Source organism: Bacillus sp. 2175, from assembly GCF_057812155.1.
Genome location: NZ_CM173819.1, coordinates 2,775,634 through 2,802,026, shown reverse-complemented (window position 1 = coordinate 2,802,026; position 26,393 = coordinate 2,775,634). Strand labels below are relative to the sequence as shown.

Annotated in this window: 27 protein-coding genes and 4 pseudogenes; 9 read left to right on the top strand and 22 right to left on the bottom strand. The window is 31.6% G+C overall.

The window, feature by feature from the left end; all coding sequences use genetic code 11:
- The first annotated feature begins 121 nt into the window (after positions 1–121).
- A complete protein-coding gene (locus tag ACXKY9_RS14630) occupies positions 122–517 on the top strand; it encodes a RidA family protein (RefSeq protein WP_001169714.1) in 396 nt (131 codons plus the stop codon).
- 715 nt (positions 518–1,232) lie between these two features.
- Here ACXKY9_RS14630 and ACXKY9_RS14625 read toward each other — a convergent pair.
- The 5 genes and pseudogenes from ACXKY9_RS14625 to ACXKY9_RS14605 form a co-directional block, all read right to left on the bottom strand.
- A complete protein-coding gene (locus tag ACXKY9_RS14625; RefSeq protein ID WP_000799821.1) occupies positions 1,233–2,048 on the bottom strand; it encodes a YwqG family protein in 816 nt (271 codons plus the stop codon).
- A gap of 78 nt (positions 2,049–2,126) precedes the next feature.
- Positions 2,127–3,338, bottom strand: a pseudogene (locus tag ACXKY9_RS14620) (DnaJ family domain-containing protein); the annotation flags it as partial.
- 90 nt (positions 3,339–3,428) lie between these two features.
- Positions 3,429–3,794: a hypothetical protein gene (locus tag ACXKY9_RS14615; protein WP_000800309.1), complete on the bottom strand. Its 366-nt coding sequence runs from the start codon at positions 3,792–3,794 to the stop codon at positions 3,429–3,431.
- A gap of 259 nt (positions 3,795–4,053) precedes the next feature.
- Positions 4,054–4,422, bottom strand: coding sequence for a YxiJ-like family protein (locus ACXKY9_RS14610; RefSeq protein ID WP_000232877.1), 369 nt, complete (start codon positions 4,420–4,422; stop codon positions 4,054–4,056).
- A 4-nt stretch (positions 4,423–4,426) separates the two neighbouring features.
- The gene (locus ACXKY9_RS14605) at positions 4,427–5,278 is read right to left on the bottom strand and encodes a patatin-like phospholipase family protein (RefSeq protein ID WP_000789289.1); all 852 of its coding nucleotides are present in this window, start codon (positions 5,276–5,278) and stop codon (positions 4,427–4,429) included.
- Between the two features lie 179 nt (positions 5,279–5,457).
- On the opposite strand from ACXKY9_RS14605, the gene ACXKY9_RS14600 reads away from it, so the two are divergent.
- On the top strand, positions 5,458–5,835 hold the full coding sequence (locus ACXKY9_RS14600; RefSeq protein WP_000522471.1) for a PH domain-containing protein: 378 nt from the start codon (positions 5,458–5,460) through the stop codon (positions 5,833–5,835).
- A 120-nt stretch (positions 5,836–5,955) separates the two neighbouring features.
- On the opposite strand, the gene ACXKY9_RS14595 is transcribed toward ACXKY9_RS14600, so the two are convergent.
- The 5 genes from ACXKY9_RS14595 to ACXKY9_RS14575 form a co-directional block, all read right to left on the bottom strand.
- Positions 5,956–6,429 carry a GNAT family N-acetyltransferase gene (locus ACXKY9_RS14595; protein WP_002005126.1) on the bottom strand — a complete coding sequence of 158 codons (474 nt, stop codon included), beginning with the start codon at positions 6,427–6,429 and terminating at the stop codon, positions 5,956–5,958.
- Position 6,430: 1 nt separating this feature from the next.
- A complete protein-coding gene (locus ACXKY9_RS14590) occupies positions 6,431–6,952 on the bottom strand; it encodes a YfiT family bacillithiol transferase (protein WP_000999070.1) in 522 nt (173 codons plus the stop codon).
- A gap of 16 nt (positions 6,953–6,968) precedes the next feature.
- Positions 6,969–7,496 (bottom strand): GNAT family N-acetyltransferase, encoded by a 528-nt coding sequence (locus ACXKY9_RS14585; protein WP_000409237.1) that lies wholly within the window; start codon positions 7,494–7,496, stop codon positions 6,969–6,971.
- Between the two features lie 63 nt (positions 7,497–7,559).
- Positions 7,560–8,882, bottom strand: coding sequence for an FAD-dependent oxidoreductase (locus tag ACXKY9_RS14580; RefSeq protein WP_000482051.1), 1,323 nt, complete (start codon positions 8,880–8,882; stop codon positions 7,560–7,562).
- A gap of 82 nt (positions 8,883–8,964) precedes the next feature.
- Positions 8,965–9,744 carry an undecaprenyl-diphosphate phosphatase gene (locus tag ACXKY9_RS14575; protein ID WP_001104298.1) on the bottom strand — a complete coding sequence of 260 codons (780 nt, stop codon included), beginning with the start codon at positions 9,742–9,744 and terminating at the stop codon, positions 8,965–8,967.
- 132 nt (positions 9,745–9,876) lie between these two features.
- Between ACXKY9_RS14575 and ACXKY9_RS14570 the strand changes: the two genes are divergently transcribed.
- A complete protein-coding gene (locus ACXKY9_RS14570) occupies positions 9,877–10,083 on the top strand; it encodes a hypothetical protein (protein WP_000265477.1) in 207 nt (68 codons plus the stop codon).
- A 57-nt stretch (positions 10,084–10,140) separates the two neighbouring features.
- Here the strand turns inward: ACXKY9_RS14570 and ACXKY9_RS14565 are convergent, their stop codons facing one another.
- The 6 genes and pseudogenes from ACXKY9_RS14565 to ACXKY9_RS14540 all read right to left on the bottom strand — a co-directional run bounded on the left by ACXKY9_RS14565 (position 10,141) and on the right by ACXKY9_RS14540 (position 15,525).
- Positions 10,141–10,521: a nucleotide excision repair endonuclease gene (locus tag ACXKY9_RS14565; RefSeq protein WP_001048937.1), complete on the bottom strand. Its 381-nt coding sequence runs from the start codon at positions 10,519–10,521 to the stop codon at positions 10,141–10,143.
- 77 nt (positions 10,522–10,598) lie between these two features.
- On the bottom strand, positions 10,599–11,162 hold the full coding sequence (locus ACXKY9_RS14560) for a GNAT family N-acetyltransferase (RefSeq protein WP_000185958.1): 564 nt from the start codon (positions 11,160–11,162) through the stop codon (positions 10,599–10,601).
- 248 nt (positions 11,163–11,410) lie between these two features.
- Positions 11,411–12,283, bottom strand: coding sequence for a gluzincin family metallopeptidase (locus tag ACXKY9_RS14555; protein ID WP_229181177.1), 873 nt, complete (start codon positions 12,281–12,283; stop codon positions 11,411–11,413).
- A gap of 444 nt (positions 12,284–12,727) precedes the next feature.
- Positions 12,728–12,907, bottom strand: a pseudogene (locus tag ACXKY9_RS14550) (hypothetical protein); the annotation flags it as partial.
- Between the two features lie 722 nt (positions 12,908–13,629).
- Positions 13,630–14,745, bottom strand: coding sequence for an NAD(P)/FAD-dependent oxidoreductase (locus ACXKY9_RS14545; protein ID WP_000844386.1), 1,116 nt, complete (start codon positions 14,743–14,745; stop codon positions 13,630–13,632).
- A gap of 126 nt (positions 14,746–14,871) precedes the next feature.
- The gene (locus tag ACXKY9_RS14540; protein WP_000110844.1) at positions 14,872–15,525 is read right to left on the bottom strand and encodes a YdeI/OmpD-associated family protein; all 654 of its coding nucleotides are present in this window, start codon (positions 15,523–15,525) and stop codon (positions 14,872–14,874) included.
- A 143-nt stretch (positions 15,526–15,668) separates the two neighbouring features.
- Between ACXKY9_RS14540 and ACXKY9_RS14535 the strand changes: the two are divergent.
- Positions 15,669–15,850 (top strand): annotated as a pseudogene (locus ACXKY9_RS14535) (hypothetical protein).
- 20 nt (positions 15,851–15,870) lie between these two features.
- Here ACXKY9_RS14535 and ACXKY9_RS14530 read toward each other — a convergent pair.
- The 4 genes from ACXKY9_RS14530 to ACXKY9_RS14515 all read right to left on the bottom strand — a co-directional run bounded on the left by ACXKY9_RS14530 (position 15,871) and on the right by ACXKY9_RS14515 (position 18,705).
- Positions 15,871–16,638: an arylamine N-acetyltransferase family protein gene (locus tag ACXKY9_RS14530; RefSeq protein ID WP_000202804.1), complete on the bottom strand. Its 768-nt coding sequence runs from the start codon at positions 16,636–16,638 to the stop codon at positions 15,871–15,873.
- A gap of 190 nt (positions 16,639–16,828) precedes the next feature.
- The gene (locus tag ACXKY9_RS14525; protein WP_001058768.1) at positions 16,829–17,332 is read right to left on the bottom strand and encodes a MepB family protein; all 504 of its coding nucleotides are present in this window, start codon (positions 17,330–17,332) and stop codon (positions 16,829–16,831) included.
- 108 nt (positions 17,333–17,440) lie between these two features.
- Positions 17,441–17,809, bottom strand: coding sequence for a DUF4180 domain-containing protein (locus tag ACXKY9_RS14520; protein ID WP_000403462.1), 369 nt, complete (start codon positions 17,807–17,809; stop codon positions 17,441–17,443).
- Between the two features lie 203 nt (positions 17,810–18,012).
- Positions 18,013–18,705, bottom strand: a complete 693-nt coding sequence (locus ACXKY9_RS14515; RefSeq protein ID WP_000540717.1) for an HAD family hydrolase — start codon at positions 18,703–18,705, stop codon at positions 18,013–18,015.
- 441 nt (positions 18,706–19,146) lie between these two features.
- Between ACXKY9_RS14515 and ACXKY9_RS14510 the strand changes: the two genes are divergently transcribed.
- The 4 genes and pseudogenes from ACXKY9_RS14510 to ACXKY9_RS14495 all read left to right on the top strand — a co-directional run bounded on the left by ACXKY9_RS14510 (position 19,147) and on the right by ACXKY9_RS14495 (position 21,959).
- Entirely contained in the window at positions 19,147–19,812 is a 666-nt protein-coding gene (locus tag ACXKY9_RS14510; RefSeq protein ID WP_000800726.1) for a response regulator transcription factor, read from the top strand.
- A gap of 13 nt (positions 19,813–19,825) precedes the next feature.
- Positions 19,826–21,277, top strand: coding sequence for a sensor histidine kinase (locus tag ACXKY9_RS14505; protein WP_003284409.1), 1,452 nt, complete (start codon positions 19,826–19,828; stop codon positions 21,275–21,277).
- A gap of 41 nt (positions 21,278–21,318) precedes the next feature.
- Positions 21,319–21,594: pseudogene (locus tag ACXKY9_RS14500) on the top strand (DinB family protein); the annotation flags it as partial.
- A 182-nt stretch (positions 21,595–21,776) separates the two neighbouring features.
- Positions 21,777–21,959 (top strand): hypothetical protein, encoded by a 183-nt coding sequence (locus ACXKY9_RS14495; RefSeq protein ID WP_000273232.1) that lies wholly within the window; start codon positions 21,777–21,779, stop codon positions 21,957–21,959.
- Positions 21,960–22,251: 292 nt separating this feature from the next.
- Here ACXKY9_RS14495 and ACXKY9_RS14490 read toward each other — a convergent pair whose 3' ends face one another.
- Both ACXKY9_RS14490 and ACXKY9_RS14485 read right to left on the bottom strand, forming a co-directional pair.
- On the bottom strand, positions 22,252–22,929 hold the full coding sequence (locus ACXKY9_RS14490; protein ID WP_000447855.1) for an ABC transporter ATP-binding protein: 678 nt from the start codon (positions 22,927–22,929) through the stop codon (positions 22,252–22,254).
- 11 nt (positions 22,930–22,940) lie between these two features.
- Entirely contained in the window at positions 22,941–24,371 is a 1,431-nt protein-coding gene (locus ACXKY9_RS14485; protein ID WP_001010232.1) for an ABC transporter permease, read from the bottom strand.
- 555 nt (positions 24,372–24,926) lie between these two features.
- Here ACXKY9_RS14485 and ACXKY9_RS14480 point away from each other — a divergent pair.
- Positions 24,927–25,928 (top strand): alpha/beta hydrolase, encoded by a 1,002-nt coding sequence (locus ACXKY9_RS14480; protein ID WP_000577705.1) that lies wholly within the window; start codon positions 24,927–24,929, stop codon positions 25,926–25,928.
- The last annotated feature ends 465 nt before the right edge of the window (positions 25,929–26,393 follow it).

Genomic DNA, 26,393 nt, shown 5'->3' with positions numbered 1-26,393 from the left:
GTGCTAATACACTTTTACAAATGTAGCAGCTAAATCGATAAATAATTATTAGTAAATAGAGGATAATCTGAAATCAAAACCTAACATTAAGAAAATGAAATGTTTAAAGGGGAGAAGAGCCTTGCAAAAGAAATTTATCAATCCAGAAACGATGCCACCAACTTTTGGATACTCGCATGTAGTCGAAGTTACAAACGCTAAACGAACAATTTACATATCTGGACAAGTAGCGATTAACACTGACGGTCAAATAGTTGGAATTGACGATTTAGCTACACAAACGCGACAAGTATTCGAAAATATTAAAAGTGCATTGGAAACTTCGGAATTAAAATTTAATGATGTAGTCAAATTAACATTTTTTTTAACAGATATTTCTCAAATGGCCATTGTGAGAAATATTCGAGATCAATACATTGACACTAATAATCCACCAGCAAGTTCAGCTGTAGAAGTTAGAAAGTTAATTAACGATAACTTATTAATTGAAATCGAAGCAATCGCTGTAGCAAACTAGTTATAAAAAAATATTCGTCATCATAATACAATTCGTTTAAAATGAACAGATTAAACGAATTGTATTTTTATTATTTAAAATCTAATTTATATCCGAAAATATTATTATCAATAGCTAATAAAGCGAATAAATACATAACCAATCACACATTACTAATTCGGTGGAAAAGGGGATCATAATAAGCACAACTAAAACTTAGTAAGTTTATTACTTTTTTACAGTTAACATAATATATATTATAGGCAGTTATAGGGACAAAGCGATATCGGGTATCAAAAACCAAGTAAACTATACTTAATGAGACGAAACAGAGATTTTTAGTGAGATTTACACAAAATCTTATCTAAACGAATTTCTACAGTTTTTATCATTTATTTTGCTATAAATCCATCACAGCAAATTCAAATCAATAATCAATTAAGAATTATCGAATCAAAAACATTTTTGATCGACAAGAAATTTTTTATACAGAAAAATTATTTCTATACAAAATATAAATTAATAATTATATTTTATGTTTTACTTTATGAATTTATTGCTATTTGCACACGTTTTACAACTTCACATTATTTGTTGTTATTTCTGTTATTTAGGCTTGACTTTCATTACACTCATTGTTTCTTATCCTAGTTAACATAACGCTTATTTTTAACATAAAAAAATCCTCCTCACCTTCAGGAAGATTTTTTGTTTGCTATTATTTTATTTATATCCTCTAGTAACAATCCCAATTGTAAATGACATTGGAAAAATCTAGATTTAACAGCTCTTCCTTACGTATAAAGAAATTAGCAACCCCAGAATCGCCCCACATAATATTTAATGAATCGTCTGTATCAATTTGCAGCAATAATATGTCATGTTGCTGGTATTTTTCTTCCCATTCTCTCGGATCTGTCTGTGTGAAAAATGGATATCCACCAATTTTATGTCCTTGATCTTTACATAAATCATCATACAGTTCGCCTAATTCTGTATTATTTTCTTCATCAACAATTTCTTCCCAATCAATGTTATCACTAAAAATCATTTCAAATCGATAATCTCTTGGTGTTACTGGTTGATAAGCTAACTCAAAATTCAGTTTTGCTGCTTCAGGTATGATAAAGTCTTCTAATTCTAAAGTGTTTAAATAACTAAAATCAGTAATTACCTTATTTAAATCTTCTATAATTGTAGAATGATAAATAATTCGAAAGTCTTTTTGGATTGTTGGATGATCAAAATCTGCTCCATAAAGCTCATCATCAGCACTTACGAAAAACTGTAACATTCCCTTTTGAGGCATATATTCAACATGCGGAATTTCTTCAAAGTTTAACTGCGCAAGTAGCATCATAGGTTGTCCATTTGAGTCTTTAGGATGCTCTTGATCTATAGGTAAATACGGATAACCACCAAACTTACTCTCAAAAAGTGTTGTCTCTGCTAATGTTCCAGACACTTTAACATACGGTTTTATACTTTCTTCTAAAATACTACGATACTGCTCTAGTTCTGTCGGAATTTGAAGTTGATACGTATTCTTCATCACATTTGCCTCCCTTTAGTAATGAATTGAAAATGCCTTACTTAATTATATAGCAAGAAATAGCTTCGTGAAAAATTGTTAAAAGTCCGTTTTCACCCTCGTTTTTTGCGCACTTGGTGGACAAAGTAAATTATGTTCTAAAACCTTTTTATTAATAGTTCGAATTAAATCCGCTGCTTCTGCCGTATTTGTATTTTCTTTTAGTCTTTCTTTTAAATCGTCAATTTCTTTTGAAAGCTCAATCCACCTAGGCAAAACATGATTATTTGCTAAAGTTCTATAAAGTTGCTTTTCAGGATTGTAAGAAAGATCTTTATCGAGATTAAGAGGTTTACCTTTACCAGGTAAATTATCAAATGACCCTTTCTTTTCTGCCTCTTTAACGATAGAACTAATATGATCCTCATACGTATAGGACCAAACTTTTTCATCTTTTACTAAAATCTCTTGCTTTTTTAGTTTTTTATCTAGTTCTTCTTGATTCATAGCTTCTCTCTCCTTTTTATTTTTTAGTGTCGTTTTTGTAAATTCCAATGCCCTTAATCCTTCGAATAGCTTTTCTCGCCACCACACGCTACCATGATCGCCTTGAAACTCTTCATAAGTAATTTGGTATTCCTTTTCTTTTAAAGCTTTATACAGACGTCTATTAGCCGTTAAAAGAGGTTTGTTTTCAAGTTCTCCTACTGCTATGTAAGAATAGAGATGAGTCGCATTAGAATCTATTGATTAAATTTGATTTTCATAATCATCTTTTTTCCAATGTACGGATCCAGACATTGACAACACATTTCCGAAAACATGTGGATTTTGAAGTGTTGCATAAAAAGCTGCTAAGCCACCAAGACTGAAACCAGCAATTGTTGTATGTTTTGTTTCTTGATGCACACGATACTTCGCCTGAATTCACGGAAGTAATTCCTCCTTGAAAAATGCATTCATTTTATCATTATAAGTTAGCTCTTCTAATCGATCGACAGGATCTATAGCAACAGCAATACAAGATGGGATTTCATTTTTGTAAATTAAATAATTAAGTGTTTTTGCGATTGGAAGGTTATGAATGAATGAATTCCCATCAAATACAATGAGAAGTTCTTGAAGATGTGAAGTGTGAGAATAATCATGAGGCGTATAAATATGAATTTTACGTGTGTTATTTAAAATCGAACTATAAAAAGAATATGTTTCAATCTTTCCGGATGGATAATCATTTGAAGGAAAACGACTGCTATACTGCACGTCCATACCTATTTTTAACACAGACGCTTTATTGGTACCTTCTCCATCACCTCTCTTTCTCCTTTGTAGTATTCTATATGTAATTTTTTCATTAGAATCCCTATATAAAAGTAGTCGTAAGTTATGTGTTTAGAGAAGTTATTGATTAGAAAGATGATCAATTGCTTGAATAGAAAGTTCCAATGATTTTATTCTTCTTTCTAACAGTGTTCTTTGAGGACTCCCAAGCTTTGACTTAACATAAATCTTTTCAATTGATGGCAACAAACCAATTAGAACATTTCGAGCGTCTGCTAAATCCTCTTGGGTGTAATGATGGGTTTCTTGATTCCAAATACTTTCTAACATAGCTAAGCCGATACTAGCTGCTTTGAGTCTTTTTTTCACTAATGTAGTATTTGCACCTTTTTGAGTCATCTGAGATAGTGCATTTTCAAGTTTACGGATTGTTGACTGTAAAGACTGTATGGATTCTACTTTATCTACATTTGATACGTTTTTCATATTAAACCTGTCCCTTCTTCGTTTCTAAATTAGTTTTCTTGATATTTGATAATACCATTTAGAAGCGAATTTTACTCGAAATATTTGAGTTGGACATGAATTGGAAGGAAAACAGCTAACAAGCTTCTATCTCCTCCCTCTTACATATTTTATATGTACTTCTTTTTTCTCGTTAAAATACCTACATGGACAAGGTATTAATATTGTATATTTTATGAACAAAAAACGTACAAACAGCATCACTTGTACGTTTTAATTTTTATTCAGTAAGATAATAAAGTAATAGCTTACGGGTTTTTTCATAATTCATGAAATCTCTATATAAAATGGGATAATTTATAATCTCTGTTTCTAGAAAACGATATTGCGGAAACCACTCAAAAAACGATTTTCTTAGCCACTTAATTTGATTAAACACAATCTCCTGTTCATTATTATTAAACACGTAACTTAAAGTACCTGCTGTATGCATCCAATAATAATTTAAATCAGCGCTTATACAATCATCTTCTGTAAACGTATTATTAAAATCTTTTCTTATTTTTCGAATGTCACAATTCGGAAACGGTTTATACAGTAGACTAGGCATGTTCTGCAATTCATTAAAAATAACCTTTTTACCTACCACTCCTTTATTTCTCTAGCCAATTTAATAAGTTTTCATAATGATATTGAGCATCGATATACCCAAGATTATATAAATTAACGAGCTTTTCCTTATTTCTTTCTATTCCGCTTATAGGAAGCTGTACACTTGGTTGAATTACAAAAAAATTATCTTTTTGTTCTTCTTGATTCATATAAGATATCGTCTCGTTATAAAAACGATAATGGTCTACTAAATTCTCTGCGATTTTCGGATATTTTCTATATAGAATTTTAGCTAGACCAGAAAATTTATTTCGCTGCTTCTCGTATCCTTCTGGCTTTGTCATAATTACAACGTTCTTTTCATAACCATCAGTTTGAGCTTTTAAAACTGGTATAGGATCTATAATTCCTCCATCTAGTAATTTTCGATTATCATATTCTACAGCAGGTGCTATAAACGGCACAGAGCTGGATGCACGGATGATTTTTAAAATATCATTTCCATGTTCTGTTTTATTATAATAAACAGCTTGTCCTGATTCGCAATCAGTCGTCCCTATAACAAATTGTTCATTACAGTTTAAGAAAGTTTGAAAATCAAATGGAACAATTTTATTAGGTACTTCATCAAATAAAAAGTCCATTCCAAATAATTCACGTTTTCGAATTAAATTTCGATAAGATATATACCTGTAATCTGATACTAGCTCTGTATTTACTTTCTTATTTCTCCCTTGTTGACGCGACAAATAGGTTGCTCCCATACAGGCTCCAGCTGATACGCCGACTACATATGGAAAGAATAAGTTCTTTTCCATGAAATATTCGAGTACACCTGCAGTATATAAACCTTTCATTCCTCCGCCCTCTAATACTAAACCGATATTCTTCATTCTATATCCCTCTGCTTCTTTTTTCTTAATTTCATATTAGCATAAGATTTTAAGATGAGGTTATATAAACTAATTACAACAATAACCAGAAACTACTAAAGTAATGTGATAATATCTTTGTGAGTAACATGGTACAATATAAGTAATTCATTCCACATATATTAAAGGAGGAATTTAATATGGGTTTATTTAGCGGTATTTTAGGAAATGCATCAAATACGAGTTCTGAAAATGTAGAACGTGATTTAGAGAAGATTATGCTAGACGATGAAAAAGTAGAGCATGCTTATAAATTAATTCGTGATCTAATCGTATTTACAAATCGTCGTCTTATATTAGTAGATAAACAAGGAGTAACTGGCAAAAAAACAGAATACCATTCTATTCCTTATAAAAGTATTACACAATATAGCATCGAAACGGCTGGGCATTTTGATTTAGATGCAGAACTTAAAATTTGGGTGTCTAGTATGGAGGAACCAATTACGAAAGAATTTAAAGGTGACGATAGTATTTTAAGCATTCAAAAAGCGCTAGTAACCTTTACGACAAAGTAGTGGTTTTTGTATCTTTATTCATTTTCAAAATTACTAACCCGAGTATTTTGGAAGAACATACATTGTTTTTGTATATTTAATCTAAAATAACATAAAAAGGTAAAGCGTATTTTAAATGCTTTACCTTTCTTTTTTGTAATAAACAAGTGTAGTTTTATCATTTAATTTCTTTATTACTTCTGTTCTTTTATACCCCATTTTCTCGTATAGAAAACAATTTCTTTCTTCTTCTAAAATCGTAGCAAGTTCAAAACTTCGTGCTTCTGGAAACATTTCTTCAATTAAAATAAGTACCTTCTGAGCAATTCCTTTCCCTTGATAGATTGGATGAATAAACATTGGACTAATCCAAAATTTATAAGGTAGTTCTTTTGCGGATATACATATCGCTCCAACAAGTTTCGAATCTATTATCACCTTATAAAAATTACTGCTGGGATTATTTATTCTAAAAATAGTTTTTTCAATAGTTTCATTTGCTGGATTTGTTTCATAGTCTTTATATTTATGTAATAAAGAGCTAAATGAATCTATTTGCATTTGAAATATAACTTCTGCATCAGTTTCTGTCACCTTTTCTAATATAATCTCCATGTTACCAATTTAGACGCTTTCTTAAAGAAGTAATATGAGCGGTATGGTGACGACCATGCCATGCATATAGTCCTATTGCAACAGCAAGTTTTGTTTCACCAGTTTCAGGATGGTTAAATGTCTTTTCTAAATCTTCAATTTCTAGAGAATATAAAAGATTAACCCATCTTTTATGTAATGAATCTAGCATTACTAGTGAAACATCTACCGGTAATTTTGAATCAGGTAACTCTGCCCATTTCTCTTCTTTATACGGCTTAATAGTTGGATTCTTTTCTGTCAGTGCTAATTTAAAGCGTATGTAGCTATTCATATGGCTATCAACGACGTGATGAACTACTTGACGTACAGTCCAACCTCCAACGCGATATGGTGTATCTAACTGCTTCTGATCTAAATCTTTAATTGCCTTTGTTAGTTCATTAGGTAAATCTTCAATTTCTTGAATCCATGTATCAATCATTTCTTCAGTTATAGGACGTTTGTATGTAAATTGGCCAATTGGATAACGTAAATCATTCATGAATAAGTCCTCCTTATTATAAGTGTGAAGTATTTCTCCAAATATAGTGTACAAACTTCACATGTTCTCCATTTAATTCTACAGATGTTATATCTGATTCGTTTTGATAAGAAGAAAATCCGCTTTTTTCTAGTACAATTTGTGATGCGAGATTATTAGTCGTTGTTTTAGCATGAACTTCAGTAATTTCATTATTTTCCGCTACATCTAAAATTAATTTTACGGCTGCTGTTGCAACTCCTTTTTTAGTAAATTTTTCTCCGACACGATACCCGAGCGAACTAATTCGAGTTTCCGTATCTATATCTACTAAATTGATTCGCCCTACAATTTCTTTTTCTTCATTACGAATTAAATAAAAATAAGAATCTCCATCCGCTTGTTCTATTAATAAATCGTCTAGTAGTTTTTGGAAATATTCAAATTCAAAATATTTTGAGCCACGATTTGGTACCATTGTTTCAAAAAAAGATTTATTTGTAAGTTCAAACGTAAATAAATCCTTAGCATCTTGTTTCTTTAGTTGCTCTATGTATATTTCCATTCCATATTCTCCTTCTTGATTTACTAACTGTTATACATTCTTTTTTAATCAATTATATTCCTGCTATTTCTTTCGATTAAGTAATACAGATAGTAGCACTTTCGGATGAAAGAGATGAAATGGACTACGAATTAAATTCATCACTCGTACTAACCGAATATAAACATCAGAATTACTTGCGGATAGTCGATATATTTGCTTCGTATACCATAGCTGAAATTTTTGTTTTGTAGTTAATTCTCTCTTTAGTTGCGGGTGACGTGATATTTCTGTTGTTGTCATATCCCAAGGCGTTTCTATTATAGTAGCTGCCTTTTTATAAAATTGTTGTGTAAATGTTTTATCAAGTTGTTTTCTATCTTGCAAAAGTAATTGCAATTGGTGAGCCTCCATAGCAGCAACTGATACGCCTTGGCCGAAAACGGGATCAAAACGACATTGCGCATCTCCAACAACTAATAATCCTTCTGGTACATTATTCACTAAATCAAATCGCCGGCGTACTTGATAAGGAATTTTGTATGTCTTTATATCAGTAATTCCCTCAGCCTTATTTAAGAAGTCTGTAACATTAGAAATTGATAGATTTTCAGCAAAATCATAAAACTCATCATCTGTTTGTGGTGCTTTCTCATTTGCGTATCCACTAAAAGTAACAAAATAACGATTATCTTCTATCGTTTGAATAAGAACGCCATAAGGGTTATCAGGGAAACTAGGAGACATTAGCATATTACAACAGTCTAACTCCTCATTTTCTTTAAGTTTGAACATTTTCGTTGCGTAAAATAAATCAATACGAACTTTCTCTTCTTGTACTTTAATTTCGTATTCTCGTAGCCACTCTATACTTTTTGAGCCAAATCCACTCGCATCAACTACAAGATCCGCATGAACTTCTTCTTGTGTGTTTGTCTCTAAATATTTAACTTTTACTCCACACACTTTGTTAAGCTTTGCATCTACCAATAACCCTTTAACCAATGTTTCATATTTAATAGTAATATTTGAAATTTGATGTATTCGTTTTTGAATATGCCATTCTAGCAAAGGACGACTTTGTTGAATCATATGTACTTCCCCTATGAACGGTTGTTTCCATAGACCGAATTGATGCCATTTCAAATCACGCGTAAAGTTGTTTATAATACTACCCGCTTCTATTAATTCGTTCGTAATATTAGGAAACAATTCTTCAATTGCGTTTTCTCCACCTTTTAATAACACGTGAGGATGATTACTTTGTGGAACTCTTTTTCTCGAAGATTTTCCATCCCATCTTTCACCAGCTTCTATAATGATTACTTCTTTAAAAGAAGTTGATAATGCTTTTGCTGCAAACTTTCCTGCCATACTTCCACCAATAACGATAGCCTTATTAAACATATTTTCCCCCTTAATAAAAAGAGATCCTGCCTTGTATGAATGAAACAGGATCTTAAACTAATTAACTTCTTTATCATTATACTTAAAATACATCAGTAAATTGCAACATTAAAATTAAAATACCTAATCCCCATACGTAATACGCGAATACTTTTAAGGAGTGACGTTTTAAATATTGAATCATCCATGAAACGGCTATGTATCCAAAAAACGCTGCTGATAACGTTCCGACAATTAAAGATGTACTAGAAATAGATTCTGCTTTCCCTTGAAAAACGTCTACAAATTGCAAAATGATAGCTCCAACGATGGCTGGTGTCGATAGTAAAAAAGAAAAGTACGCAGCAGTTTCACGGTCTAATTTTCTCCATAATGCAGCGACAATTGTCATTCCAGAACGGGAAATGGCTGGAAAAATAGCAGCAGCTTGAAATGAACCGATAATTAATGCGTCTTTATATGTTATGTCATCCATTTTTTTACGACCATTCTTTTGTTTATCTGCCATGTAGAGAAAGAATCCGGTCACTAAAAACTCCCAACCGATCGTGATTCCTGTTTTTGAAATATCTTCAAAGAAGTCTTTAAACAATAAACCAATTACAACTGCGGGTATTGTCCCAACGATAAGTAATAACATGAGCTTTGAAAATGGGTTTTTAATTAAATATATAAATTCTTTTTTGTAATAAATAAAAACCGCAAGTAAAGTCCCAATATGCAGCATCGTATCTAAAAATAAGCCAGCCTCATCTAATCGGAACAAATGCCTTCCTAAATAAAGATGTCCGGTACTACTGATTGGTAAAAATTCTGTTAAACCTTGAATTATACCTAGTATGAAAGCTTCTAACCAATTCATGATGGTCTCCTTTCTCTTTTGCTTGTACCAATATATGAGGGTTAAATTTTCGATATGAAAAAAACTATATTTCTCTATGAATTTACTTTTTATTTATGGATATATATGTAAAGAGGGTTAAGGAGGGTTATTATGTGGAAGCACACAAAATTCGGTAATGTATTACTTTGGGTGGGCCCTATCCTTGTATTTTTAGGACTATGTATGACAAATGTTATTTCAGATATTCCTTTCTTTGAGGGAAAACATAAAACGGTTGGTATTGTACTTATATTTATAGGTGTAATCTGTTTTGTTGCTGCTAATCATTTGAAAAAAGGAGAAAGATATGAAGAATAAATCTAAATAAAAAACAATCCTTGCATATTAGCTAGGATTGCTTTTTATTAATGTTGATTATTTGTAGAATACTTTATCAACGTTATATTTCGCTTTGTATTCATTAATGATATATGTTTCGTAAATTTCTCTTTCTGTTGGATCTTCTACGATACATGCATCAATGCGGTATACTTCATCACGGTGATTTTTAATTGGTGAAACATTATCTTCAAAATGCTTCTTAATACGTTGTCTAATTTTACGAGCTTTACCTACGAAAAGAAGTTCGTCATTAATATTGTAAAACATAAAAATGCCGCCTTTATCTCTAGGGAACAAGTGGAAATCGATAAATCCATTAATTGGAGTAATGATTGGCTCGTCTCCTTTAATAACTTGTTTACGTTCAGTAATTGAAACATCAGCTTCAGGAATTTTAATTTTAATCAAGTTCATTCACGTCCTCTTTTATTATAAAGATAAATAATAGCATACATAAGTAAGAAAAGCTATGTTCAGAGGCATATTTCATTTTATAATTCAAATATTATAGGTGTATCATGTAAACTTTTCTTCCAAATCATATGATCACTGGATTCTCCCCAGTAATCTTTCAATACATAGCTAGGTTTTCCAAACTTTTTCATCCATATACTTTGCGCATTTTTATATCCACTATCTAAACAATATTCTGTTATCCCTCTGCTAAGTAATGTAAGAAACATTGTATGTAGTAATAAACTCCCTATTCCCTTTCTCTGATACTCCGGAAGTATGAATACAGTTCCTATTTCATACAAATTTTTAAGTACACCACCTGTACAACTATTAATCAATGTACTTGCTGGACCGATTTCGATTGTTCCAATGATTTTATCGTTACTTGTATCAATTGCTAATAAAAAGTAACGACTTTCTCCGTTACTATCAAAGTCACTTTTCAAATACTGCTTTTTTGAGTTAATTTCATTTTCTATGTCATCTAATAATTGTGACAATCCTTCATCTTTGTATGTATTCGTAATAACTATACGGAAAAATAAATATAGTTCATCTACATCATTCAAATTCGGTCTTCTAACTGCAACGTTAGTCATGAATTCAATCTCCAATCCTCATTATGCCATTGTCAATACAACACTTTATATAATCTATTCATCATTATTCTGCAAAAACCTGCATAAATCCAACAGTATAGAAAGCTCATTATAAATATTGATAAAATAATTTTTATATCCATAGTTGTATGAACAGCAGGACCAAGTACCGGAAAGTGGAAAACATCGAGAACGATCATAATACAGGTGAAAATCAGAGAGATACGCGTGCGGCAAACAATCTTGGATCAGTGGCTATAATTCGCTTTTAAATAATCAACCCAAAGACTGTGTAATTCTGATTTGCTGACGCCAAATATTCGGTTATATTCTTCTGGGTGTCGAATGAAGTCGTTTAATTTCTCATATCCATATTTAATTACCAAAAATTCCACGATCGTATAGGAATATGGATACCCGTTTCTATACACGAATGCTGGCCCATTTATCTCGTCAAAGTTAGGTATTTTATCCGCAGAAACCAAGGTTGGGAGCACTTTTTGGACATTAAGATCCGTATTCCCTAAATAATTGGCAACTCCTTCTTCCAGCCACGTAGGTCGTTTACTGTCAATATGAGACAGTACGACATGTGTAAATTCATGAATGCTTGAATTTAATATAGAAGACCGATTTTTCGGTGATAAGATAAATAGTTTTTCATCGCTAAATACGCCTAATGACCAAAAATTAGAAAATAGCCCCAACGAATATACCAGATTGATTTGATTTGAAAAAACTGTTACTTTTGTCTTCGTCGTTGGCTCTGTTTTAAGTAAGCCAATGATACGCCCGTAATGCTGTTCTAAATTATCAGCAAGCTTTACAACCTCTGAATAATCCGCTTTAGAGCTGTAAAAGATGAAGTGATCTGTTTCCTTCTGATTCTTATAAAAAGTTGATTGTAAGGCAGTCATGTTCAAATAAATAAATATAAAAGAGGTCATGATAATGATAGTTAGAGTCGCCAATTTACCTATTTCGTGTGGAAATACAGGACTTCCATATGTTTTTTTTATTAATCGATAAGATGCGAAAATGATAAATGGCATCCAAATTAAACCGAAAATTGTCAAAGCTTTATAGGAATCCCCGAGCCAGTAAAATATGAAATAAGACATAGTAGTCAACAAACAAGTTACGGTCCCAACCAAGCTCGATCCTTGCGATTTCCAGATCCACAACGACAACAAGCCAGGTATTACTAAATTGGCGACAATTAAATCAATTATCAACGTGACATCCTCCCAGAATGTTATAGAGTTAGACGGATAGGGTGACGCTCCGGTTTTTCTCTCTTCTCGTAGCCATACTTCTATCAACTCAAAAATAATAGATACGACTATTAATATATGCAGTGTGGATGGAATAAGACCTCCCATGACGACAATCGCGAGACTTTTCGACATCAGTCCTCCTTCAGGGGTACAGCCGCATGTCCATCAACTTAAGAATTTTAGGGTGGCATTTCTTTTTAATCACTTACAATCCATTAATTCACCAGGACTTTTCTCTTAAATCCATTCTTTTCCGTGTTCGCGAATGAATTGAATCTCTCTTCCTTATTCATCGATGCCTAGAAACTTTGGCACACGTTTTAAACCTTTGTTTTCAAGGTGTTTTAGCAATGTATGAATTTTAATACTATCAGGTTTTAATTCTCGTCGAACCGTATCCCAAAAACAATATACACTGGAGACATTTCCTCCTGTTAGTGCTTCTTCTTTTTCGTACTGATTTCTCATTAAATTTCTGATTAAAATCCCCCAATTTAGGGACTCTATGATTGTGTGAATAGAGATGTATTTTTGCCCATAAATAAAAGCAGATATACAAAGGTATCTGCTCAGCAATGGGAATTTAATTGTCCACACCATGTATTTTAAGATAGACAAATAAACGCATCCTTAAGAATCAAGGACCACTACTGTCTCTATCCAATTAAATAATCATTTCAAGATATTCCGCATGTGCAATATAGATTCCCTTTTCTTTACATCTCTAAATTAAATATTACCAAAGATCACTAGATGAATAAAGAAAATTTAAAATATTTTTTCAATTATGTTATCCCATGCCTATTAAGTTAAGTTTATGGCGATGTAGCAGGACACCCATTTGTTCAACTGATTACTTCATGAAGTTATAAAATTAGTACCGTACATAGTAGATATATCTACTATGTACGGTACTTTTGTTTACTATTGGTTCATTTAATAAGGAAATATCAATACTTGATATGGCGCTCTCATTGCTTAAGCTCCTCTCGAAAATAAGTTTTAAATAAATATAAATAAAGAGCCGACATCACAATTCTACATTATTAATGCAGGTTTATAATGTCGGCCTTCTATTTTTAAAGAATTTTATTTTTCATAAACAGGTTACTCTTAACAGAGGGAAAACTGCTTATTCCTTGTCGAATTTGTTTAGCATGGTTCTTCCTAAATGTTAGCAGTACCCTATATTATTCAATTGCGCCAGCAACATCATAATCATTTAAATCTAACTCAATTGGTTGTCCCAGCGCTAATTTAGCAAGTTCCGCTCCTAAGTATGGACCAGCTGTTAAACCCGAAGCTCCTAATCCATTCGCAACGAGAATTCCTTCAAAGTTAGGTAGTGGTCCGATAACAGGTAAGAATCCTGGTGTGAATGGTCTGAATCCAACTCTCGTTTCAAGCATTGTAGCATTTTCTAAGCCAGGTGCAACTGCTAATGCCTTATGGAATACTTCATGTAAACCACCTGCTGTTACACGATGATCGAAACCAGTATCATTCTCATGTGTTGCACCAATTACGACATGCCCATTGTCAAACGTTAAAATATATTGATCGTTCGGTGGCATAACAACTGGCATATTTTCTGTTGCTGTATTCTCGATTTGCAGATGAACAATTTGTCCTTTTTGGAATGTAACTAAGAAATTAATTCCTAATGGATTCAAGATTTCATTCGCCCATGCGCCTGCAGTTACAATAACCTTTTCCGCTAAGATTGTTTCATCGTTTACTGTAACTCCCGTAACATGATTTCCTTCACGGACTAATATGGCATCGCCTTTTATGAAAGTTGCACCATGTTTTTTCGCAGCACTTATTAATGCATTACGTAATAATCTTCCATTTACTCGTGCAGCACCACTAATATGAACAGAACTATATTCGTCTGATAATGCTGGGAATAATTTTTTTGTTTCTTCAGCTGATAAGCGAGTGATTTCACCAATCTCTGGGGCATCTTCACGTCGTTTATAAGCTCGCTCTTCCATTTGATCTAACTTTTTCTCGTCAGTATGTAAACTAATTGCACCTACACGATTATATCCTGTGTCAGTTTCACCGTCTTCTTCTAATTGCTGAATTAACGAAGAATAGTAACGTGCACCGCCTTTAACAATTTTATACCATGCTTTATTACGACGCTGCGATAGCCATGGACATACAATACCTGCTCCTGCATCAGTTGCTTGTCCTAATTGTTGGCGATCCACGATAGTAACATTCGCACCTGCCTTAGCAAGATGATAAGCAGTAGACGCTCCTAAAATTCCAGATCCAACTACAATATACGATTTCATTTCAAACACCTTTTCTCTTTTACTAATTATATAAATATAAGAACATTCCTTAGTATAATGGAAGGAATGCTTTTTTCAATGTACTCATCACAATTAATTGTTGCAGCATTGTGACTTTCTTAATCATTATTTTTTCTTCTTACGGAATAATTCAATTGTTTTATAGCCTTGTGAAAGGATCTCTATCATTTTCTCTAGACGTTTTTCACGTGTTTTTTCTTGTTTTACAGAAAAAAGATTACGTGCCCAATCTTTCTGATATCCAGGCGTTAAACTTTGATAAAACTTAAGTTCATTCGGATGATTAGCTAATAATGCTTCAACATCTTTAATTCGATCTGCATAATCGGCAACACATTGACTCATAGCAGATGTTTTCGTTGTTTTTTTCTTCTCGCGTTTTAAACCTACAACAGTAAAGACTTCATCCATACTTACCATTCGTGCAAATTTAATGTCGCTTTCTCCCACATAACCATCTTCTCCAACGTTTAATGCCGGAAACATCTCATCACGGTGAATAAACGTACTATAACGAGCATTACCTTTTTTCGGATATGCGAAGAATACGTAACCTTTTTCAATTAGTAATTCTTCATTACTAATAATAAAATTCGTTTGTTTCACCATTTCATCAAGCGTTTCTACAAATATAAAGATAGCATCGTGTTCTTTTGAGAATGCAGTTTCTTTACCTGTAAAAATGTCATAATCACTTGGTTCGTTAATAACGACCATATTTGTATACTTATTAAGTTTCAATTTATCAATAACTGACATAATAATCTTCCTTTACATTCAAAATTCATTGTACATACTTTTTCGTACTGTTCTAGTGTATTATATGTATTAAGAAAATCAAACTTTAAATCGTATTATTCTGCTGCAAAAGAACATAATTCTTTACTAGATGGGGTGGTTTTATGCCATATGTAATTCGAGATGAAGGGCTAGTTTTACAAGGGGATGATGGAAAAGAACCAATTTTTCATACATATGAAGAAGCGGAGGAAACATTAAAAACATTAACTATACCGCAGTTTCCGAAACATATTAGAAGAAAACCATTTACACCAAAATAATAAAGATAGCCGCTTCTGAATAAGAACCGGCTATCTTTATTATTCATAACTTAATAGCAAATAAAGTATATAAAAACTCTTTATATTGATTTTCTGTAATTTCACGCTTAGTTTTTTCCCCATGAATAACTTCAGTTAAACTTGTATTCGTTAATGAAATATGACCGGAGTTCGTCAACTTTACTGCAATTGGTCCTTTATTAAAAATAGACTTCTCATCTTCTATCACTCTTCTTTGAACATCGTTTATTACTATCTCATCAATATTAGGTTTATAAAAAGCATGACAAACTTTCCATTCTCCATCAGTATCTATTCTTTCTAAAACATAATTTCCTTTACTTGTATCTTTTCGTCTCACTCGGTACGAACCATTTTTTGAAGAAACAGACTCGCCAGTAAAAGGTACAGGAACAAGAGGTACTAACGAAGCTATACCTACATCAATTAAATACTGTAGATTATCATAAGTTAAAATAATTGTTATATGGCCATCCTCCAGTGCCCATGCATTTATATCATTTTTATACACCGTACCTAATGCCAGTTGTACATCATAGCCACAGTTTTTTAAGAAATAGTAAAAAAGAGTATTTAATTCGTAGCAAAGTCCACCACGGGAACTAGTTAAAATTTTCTCTCGTAAGTTTTCCAGAGAGATTTGATTCGTATTTCGTGCTATAACATCTAAATTCTCAAATGGTATAGTGTGTGCAAATGAAAAGAGTATAGTAGGTAATTCTTCAAACGTTACTTCATTACGTTTTTTAAGATTTAATCTTGTGAAAAGCTGATTTTGTAAACTTGTCATAATTAGCACCCCTTAAAAATTTATAAGTTTAAATAATATATGCTGATTGTAAATTTTAAGGGGCACTGTAACAATGTACATTTCATTTAACTGTACCGGTACAAAAATTACGATTCACGAGGTAAATTAATAGAAAGCGTCATTACAAATGTCTTTTCTGTAATTACTTCTTTTTGAGGCAAATCAAAAGCTACGAATATAAATTTAATAGTTTATCTATAGGCAAATTATTACTATCACTTAAATCAACAAAATAGTGAAGTTGCCACGTTTGGCTCCTTTTAGCTTGATTGCTAACAGTGGTATCCCAAACAGGATAAATTCTCATTGCCATTTTCCCTGTTTGACTTTGTGTTCTCAATATTTTTTCTTTAAGAAGAACCTCTTTAGGAAAAATAAATTGTCCTAGTTTATTATCAGCAATACAAGTGATTACTAATAAATCAGGAGCAGCTTCATAAGAGAAAGCTCTATTTCGCATATTTTCATCTTTCTCCCAAAAAGAAACAAATTGACCAATTTTATTAGGAGTAACTTTTGATTTTCTAAAACGAATGGTTTTGTTATTTAAGTGGAATAAACATCCTGCATATTCTGCGTTTTGCTTTTCTTCTTTTAGATTCGTAATCATTAAATTGTTAGGTTTGTAAACTATATTGTTTAAATCTCGGATCGTATCATTAAAATTGTTCAAGAAAACGCCCCCTTTATTCATCTCTTAGTTTACCACAAACATCAGTTCTTCTATATCGTATATAATCATGAACTAAGTGAAATGGGGGAATTTAGCAGGATATAATTATTACTTTAATGTACTTAGTTTTTCAATTGCTTGTTGTTCAGTTGCTAAGTAAAAAATATCTTTTCCTTTATTACATTCATAAATAAAATCCTTTAAGCTTTTACTAGTATACATAGAGAAATCTCCAACAATAGCAATCTTTACCTTGTAGTTTATAAACTTTTGAAGGATATCGCCCGCAAGCCGTGTTTTTAGATCAAAGAAATCTTCACTTATTAAAGATTTATGGATAATAATATGTTTCGCATCTACCTCATATTGAACTGTTGCCATAGTATCTAATGCAGACTGAACATCCGATATTAATACCTTATCGTTCCTAATGACCGCAATATTGATTCCATCGATTACTACTTTCTTTATTTCCATAGTCCCACCCCTTTATAATTTATACAGTATGAGTAAAATTGTTTTACAAAACTTCGTATTAATCATAGATTAAATTAGCCTCAGCTATTAAAATAGCCTCTATTTTTTGTTGTAAATACATATTTTTTATTACTAATACGGTCAATGAAATTAATGATAGTTTCTCTTTTTTTATATTTTTGAATATATATATGGAATTACTTTTACTTGTTATAAAAATATTGTGGAGTAACATAACTTAACAAACTATCCAAAGTGTTAATCTCGGCATATGGTTGTATTTTGGTAGTATTCTTGATTTTCTGAGGGTTAAACCACACACCTTTTATATTTGCATTTTGAGGACCAGCAATATCCTTTTCTAAGTCATCCCCAACAAATAAAGTATTTTCCGGTTGTAAATTTAGCTTATCTAATGCTAGTTCGAATATACGTTTATCAGGTTTACTAAATCCCACTTCTTCAGAAATAATGATTGTTTCAAAATACCTATTTAAATTCGTGTTAAATATTTTAGCTTTTTGCCTCTGAGTTGAGCCATTTGTTATAATTCCAACTTTAAAGCGCTTCTTTATTTGATTTAAGAAATGAATAGTATTTTGGTCTATTGAAAAACATCTAGGGAAATTATTATTCCAAAAATCTTGGATGTAATTGCGTGGCAATCTATACCTTGGCGTGAATTCATCAAACAATGATTCTAAAACTGTCGTTTTATTACTTATGCCATATTCTCTTTTATCGTATTCTTTGAATTTCTGTAACATGTTGCTTTTAGCCGCACCATCTACATTTTCATAACACTTTTCTAAAACAATTAAAAATAATGCCTCTACTGCTTTATCCCTATCAAGTAATGTATCATCTAAATCAAACAGCATCGCTTTATAACCCATCAAATAATTTCACAACCTTTCTCGCATGATTTAAATAATCCTTAGTTCACACCTTAATCGTTTACTAAATTAGCAAAAAACTCTAAAGTTTGTGAAGTACACTCTATAATTTCGCTAGCTTTTTTTATATTGAAATTCATTTCCGTTTCCCCTTCTAGTAAGTAGCGAAAGTATATGTTCACACAGTTTAAGAAATCACATGCAGTTCCCAATATTATACATTGGTTTTTTAGAAATATAAATCGTTCAGCTTTTCATACGATAAGTTTTTTCAAGCATACAATTATTTTTTCATAAAAAGGAATATGGCTAATCATATTTTTTTGGAGAATACACATTCTTGAAAATGAAGCTAATACGTTAAACGTCCTATGAAGTTCCTATTGTATCTCCACATAAACTCCAGATAGTACGGCTATAATGACTACCAGAGGTGATATTATGAAAAACTATCATATTCTCGTGGTAGAGGACGATCAAGAAATTCAGGAATTAATTAAACAATTTTTAATGACGCAGCATTATACAGTGATAGTCGCTTCAGATGGACTAGAGGGTATGACACAATTTAATAAGCAATCATTTGATTTAATTCTTCTAGATGTCATGATGCCCAATCTTAATGGGTTTGAAGTTTCTAAAATGATTCGAAGTCAGTCAAACGTACCAATTATTATGCTAACTGCGTTGGAAGAAGAGGAAGATCAAATGAAAGGATTCGACCTTGGGATCGATGATTATATAACAAAGCCCTTTTCATTTCATGTTTTGATTAGACGAGTCGAAGCTGTACTTAGAAGAAGTTATGATAAAAATGTAAATAATCATTTGATATTTAAAGAAGTGCGTATTGATGTGGATGCATATAGAGTATATGTAAATGACGTTGAAATTATATTAACGACAAAAGAGTTTGAAATTCTACAACTACTATTTCAAAATGAGAGAAAAGTACTCACAAGAGAAAATATCGTAGAGAAAGTCTGGGGTTACGATTATTTTGGAGAAACACGAATAATTGATACACATATTAAAAACCTACGCAAAAAATTAGCTATCCCTTATATTAAAACAATAAAGGGTATTGGTTATAAAATTGATGAATAGTATTGTGAAACTCATGAAAATGAAGCAAATTACTTATAAACTCTTTATGACTACATCTCTCATTTTATTATCCTTTGCAGTATTGATTTATTTAACTTTATACTTCTTTCTCCCTACGTTTTATGAGCAATATAAAACAGATCAACTTCAAACAGGGATAAACGAAATCATTGATAAGTCTAAAAATCTTACGTTTCAAGATGCGATACCACTTTTTGATGAATACGCAAAAAAAAATAATGCGATGCTTTATCTTCAAAATAAAGAAGGAGTAATTATTTACTCTCCTTCATTTTCTTTTATTCAAAGTGGTACGCAAAAAACAGTAGTTACTAAAGCAACACGATTCGAGAATGCAAGTACCCTCAGCAATTCATATAATGTTACGAAACCAATTCAATTTCAAGATGGTAGTTTAACGCTTATAGTGTTTGCTACATTTCAACCGATTGATGAAGCTTCACAGGTTTTAGTACGCTTTCTCCCCTATATTAGTATCATTGTGCTCGTTATTGGTATAGGAAGTGCTTATTTTTATTCCAGGTTTATTACAAAGCCACTTATTTATATTAATGAAGGTGCACAAAAGATGGCAAATTTAGATTTCTCCGAAAAAATTGAGGTTCGCTCTACAGATGAGTTAGGAGAATTATCTAATAGTTTGAATGACATGTCTATTAACTTGCAACAAGCTATGTTTGATTTAAAAAAAGCAAATGAACAATTAAAAAATGATATTGAAAAAGAAAGAGAAATAGAAACAAAACGCAGAGAGTTTTTTGCGATTGTAGCACATGAATTAAAGTCCCCTCTTACTGTAATGAAAGGATACTTAGAAGGAATGATATACAATATTGGCCCTTATCAAAATCGCGATCAATATTTAAAGAAAAATCATCAAATTATTGAAAGTATGGAACAATTAGTTCGTGAAATTTTAAGCGTATCGAAATTAGAACAACACACCTTCAAACTAAAAGTAGAGAAAGTTAATCTTTCAAAATTAATAGGTACAATTACAAAAGATCTCGAATTTTTTGCTTCTCAAAAAAACATCGAAATAATAAAAGAAATTGATTTTGACCTTTCTATTTATACAGATTGTGCTCTTTTAGAAAAAGCATGTAAAAATATTATACACAATGCGGTTATGTATTCACCACATAATGAAAAAGTCTATATAAAGTTAAATGAGGATTCGAAACAAGGTCAAATCAAAATGCAAATTATAAATACAGGTGTCAATATTAAAGATGAAGATTTACAACAAATTTTCAAACCATTTTATCGAATTGAAAAATCAAGAAATCGAAATACTGGAGGAAATGGTTTGGGGCTATATATTGTTAAACAAATTCTTGAAACACTAGATATAAAGTATTCAATGAAAAATATGGAACATAGTGTGCAATTTTGCATGAGTATTCCATTATCTAAACATAAAAACAAACAAACTCTCCTTTAAATAGGACGAGTTTGTTTGTTTTTGTAGTAAGTATAAACTTATTAACAGGTTTTTCATTTGATGATATGTATGTTCTTAGAGCTGCTTTTGATAAGCAATCTATGCAAGATCTTCTTGGGAATTTAATAGTTGTTCGCCAATCTACCCTGCATTTACTTAGAAGCTTAGATAAAGAAGCTTGGTCACAAAGAGGAAATGCGAATAATTCTGAAGTTACAGTTCATGCATTAGCATACATTATTGCTGGTCATGAGCTTCATCATCTTCAAATTATAAAAGAACGTTACCTTGGTCCTGATCTATATCCAGCAACTTAATATTTGAAGAAAATGAGTCCTATTTATGTAGTGCTCTATTAGCGCTTAGAACCATGGCAATTAAATGCATTTATTTATAAAATTCACCACATAATATTTATGCTATCCCTTCTTATTCTGTACATAATTTTCTTTAGGCTGATATACTATAAACGCAATAGTTCTGGAAAGGTGATGATAGTATGTATGAACAACAAAATAATAGAGATAGAGATCAAAAAATGATGTTTTCTATGCAAGGAGTTCCCACAAATAAAATTAACATGCATCAATTACCTAAATGGATTAGAATTTTTGGCTATTGTGCGTTTGGTTGGATAATAGTATTTAGTTTAATTATGATTGTAGGTTTAATTCTGCAATAACTATACAGAGTAGGTAAACGGGACGATATTTAGGTCATACATCTAGGTAATGTCCCGTTTTTTATGTGTGATTATCCCATGATATAGGTAACCAATTATAATAAAAAGAACCTGTAGAATATCCTACAAGTTCTTTTTATTATATTATTAAAACGGGAACAACAAACTATTTTAACATTCAGTACAGGGAGACCATTTTGATTATGGCTTGATTTTATTATAAATCAAATATAAGCTTTTGAAAGGTCTAGATTTTGAAAATTATGTGAATTAAAAAACTACGATGTTTATATTAGATTTCATTTACGACCAACTTCTTCTTACTTAAATACACTGCACGATCTGATTTTTTAGCAACCTCCTGTGAGTGCGTCACAACAATAATGCATTTATTCTCTTTATGTGCAAGTTCTTGAAATAGTTCTATTATATCCATTGCAGTTTCCTCGTCGAGGTTTCCTGTCGGCTCATCTGCAATCAGTAAATCAACATTACAAGATAGTGCTCGAGCAATTGCTACACGCTGTTGTTGTCCACCGCTTAGTTGCAGGACGTTTCGTTTCGCTTCAACTTCTGTGAGTCCTACCCTTTCTAACAATTCTAATGCTCTTGCTGTTTTATTTTGCACTTTAACACCCGTAATTTCCATTGCTGTTAAGACATTTTGAAGAGCTGTCATATAGGTTATCAAATTATAAGATTGGAAAATTACAGATACATTTTGATTACGGTATCGATCCAAACCAATTTTTCTAATATCTTTGCCATTATACAGTACATAACCATTTTTAGGGACGTCCAGTCCACAACCTAAGCTCAGAGTTGTGGTTTTACCAGATCCAGATGGTCCTAAAATCGTGTAGAAATGTCCTTTTTGAAAAGAAAAGTTAACATTATCTAGTATCGCTACATTTTTCCCATTACTTTCATAATAATAATCCAAATTTTTAAACTGTAAAATCGTCTCCATATTAAGCCTCCTCATTCATCTTTTAAAAGAATTTGTTTTGGGTTTAAACGTAGAATAGATAATGCTGGAAGAAGCGTTGCTATTATAGCAATAGCTAGTCCAATTCCACCCATTTTCCCTACATCTTCTCCTGTTACACTTACATCAATTTTATCAATTGGATCTTCTTTTTGATTTTGTAGAGTACCACCAGATCCAGCCATCATTACAGTACCATGTTGCGAAGTATCTGTTTCTTCGCTTGCAGTAGCAATTTCATTCGAAAGTAAATTATCTCCGATATATTGAGAAACTTTAGCTCCTGTTGTTATGGATAATCCAAATGCTAAAATAGCGACACACACTACTTCTACTACGAATTGCGCTATCAATTTCCACTTTTTCTCTCCAATAGACAATAGAATTCCCATTTCTTTACGACGTCCTTTAATTGATAGCATAATGATTAATCCTAAAATAATTGCACCTGCAATCGATACAATATAAATAATCATTTGAGAAGTCGAAGAGATATTTTCGATAGGACCAATCATTTGCTTGTACAATGAATCATGCGCATCTAATTTATAATAATTAAAATCAATGTTAGATTTTTTTGCTTCTTTTTTAAATGCATCAATATATTGTGGATCATTCAAGAAATACACGACTTGACCACTACTTATACCTTGGTCTACTTCTAATTTTTTCATAGTTGAATGCGGCATATATAGTTTATTAGCTGGATCCATAATAGGAGGAGCCTGTTGACCCATTGCTTGCTCATTTGTTTCGTAAATGCCGATAATTTCAACCTCAAGAGTTTCCTTCTTATCCCCTGATTGTACTTTAACTTTGTCTCCTACTTTCAAATTGTTTAATTCCGCTAATCGTTTTTCCATTAAAGCTACATTCTGATCTTTCATTTGCTCTGTTATTGGTTTTCCATCAATGATTTTACTTTTTCCGTTTTTAAAGCTTTCTTGTAATGCAGTCTTGCGAACTCCCTCAATCATAAAAGAAGCATTCATATCTATTTCTGTACCAGAACTTGAACCGCCTCGCGCAGCCGTCATTCCCACTTTACCTTTTCCTTCTTCTTCTCCTTCTGAAGCTCCTACTAGTTTAAGCCCATCAGAAATACCGAAAGTGTTAGCTATGTAATTATAATCTTTTACATACTTGGACTTCGCTAATTGATTTGTTTCTTTTGCATCGAGCTGCGGCGGATTTGGCATTTCTCCAGTTTCCTTAGCTTTTTGACCTATTTTGTCGAAATCAAGACCTAAAGTAACATCTGCACCAAGTTTTTTTCTTGCAGCATCCGCTGCTTTTTTTGATGCATTTTGGATTGTGTAACCTGAAAGAACCAAATTTGTAACAATCAGAAAAACTGCCATCAAAATTAATGATGTTCCTATCCTTTTTTTCATACTGAGAATTGCTCGTTTCATAAAATTCATTTTTCTTACCTCCTTGATAACTTGTATTCTATATAGGTTATCTAGAGTTTATATGGAGCTAATCGGTAGTTTAACTAGAGATATAAGGAGTTTATGTGTAGTTATTCATTTACCTGTTCAAGAAAAACTAGAACACAAATTCAAAAATGCAGTCGTTTTTGAATATTGGTAAGGAGTTAGTCAATTTAAGAGACTTATAGAAAAAGAGGTTAAGCTTAATTTAATGTATATAATATAAAAAATATATTTATTGTATAATTTCTATACAATAAATATAGAGAAGCTATTTGTGAATATCTAGATGGGAATTGTTAAGTTCCTCATAGAAATTACATCTTTTAATAAGAAAAGAAACAAGTTAACATTCTTCTTAAATTTTAATATAAATTATTTATAGTTTTATTTTATTGCACGATTTATAATATAATATACAAATTTATCACCTATTTTTATAATTCAAGCACCTACTATTAGGAAAAGAGAATATTTCCTAATTAATTTAAAACATAAATTTTGTCTATGTTTTAAACAATATGTATTTTGGAGGAGGTTAATTTGATTTTTTCAAAACTCATTGATCGGTACGCCTTATATGATTTACACAAAAAAAGAAGTGTAGCATTTCAGTTTACTTCCCTTTCTAACACTTCATTAAATATAAAGAACATAGAATCTTTTTATAAAGTAAAACCATCACATTTTCATTTTGACATTAAGCATTCAAAGCAGGAAAATGAATACATGGTTGGGCAATTCAACTATAAAAGTTCGGTTCAATCCGGTGATTCACGCAACGACTCTGTAACTGGGGAATTATTCTTACATGAAAATGAAAATGCACCTCATGTTATCTTTGTTCACGGTTGGAGAATGGATTCTAACGAACGTGTGAAAAAAATATTCCACGATCATATGACCAGCCTGAAGTGGAATATGTATTATTTCACTCTACCCTATCATTTTGAAAGAAAACCCGATCAATCCTTATTCAGTGGAGAGTATATGGTAAGTGCAAATATTGAACGAACATTACAAGCAACTAGACAAGCGGTAGCTGATTTACGAGCTTTGATTAAATGGATTAAAGCAAATAAAAAGGGGACCCTGATTCTAATAGGAATTAGTTTAGGCGGATTTATTACTAACTTAACCTCTCTTGTTGAAGAAGAAATTGATGTGTTAGCATCCATTTTCTATGCAAATCGACTTTCTTATTCTATTTGGAATACAACTCCAGGTAAATTTATTAGAGAAGACTTGGAACATCATGGTGTTACGTATGATGATTTAATAGATTATTGGAAAATCACTGAACCGAGTCAAGCATTGCCAAAAGTAAAAAAAGAAAATATTTTATTAATTTCAGGTAAGCATGATCTATATGTGCATTCTGAGGATACAGACTACTTGTGGGAATCTTGGGAAAGACCTACACGATATATTTATAAATGTGGGCATGCCGGGATCGTTCTTAAACGTAAAAAAATTGCAACTGATACTATTGATTTTATTCAAAATCGATTGAACTCCTCACACTTATCCAATGTCATGCCTTAAATTGTGAGATTACTAAGTACAAAATCTTATACTTATATTGTTATATTTTTTACTAGTCACCTTTGTAAATCTTAGCCCCAAGCCTTACACGATTGAAAATGAAATAAAATAAATAACTAAGGAACTAATTTACCATATGGAAAAACATTGCTCAGCATTTTCACCAGTGGTCCCTGTATATGCAATATTACATACAAAAATCTTTATGTATTACGTTATTAATTTAAAAATAAATTATTCATCCATAAATCTATACCATCCGTATTTACAGTTATGGATACCCTAATTACATATGAAAAAGAGAGAAGAACATTGGCTAGTTCTTCTCTCTTTGTTTATTTTTAAGATAACTATCTATAAAATTTTGCTTTTCATAATTCTTCATGAGTCTAGAAAAGAATCTAATCCTTTTCTAGACTCAAAAATAAATTTTTCTAATGTACATAATTACAACGACATTAAACC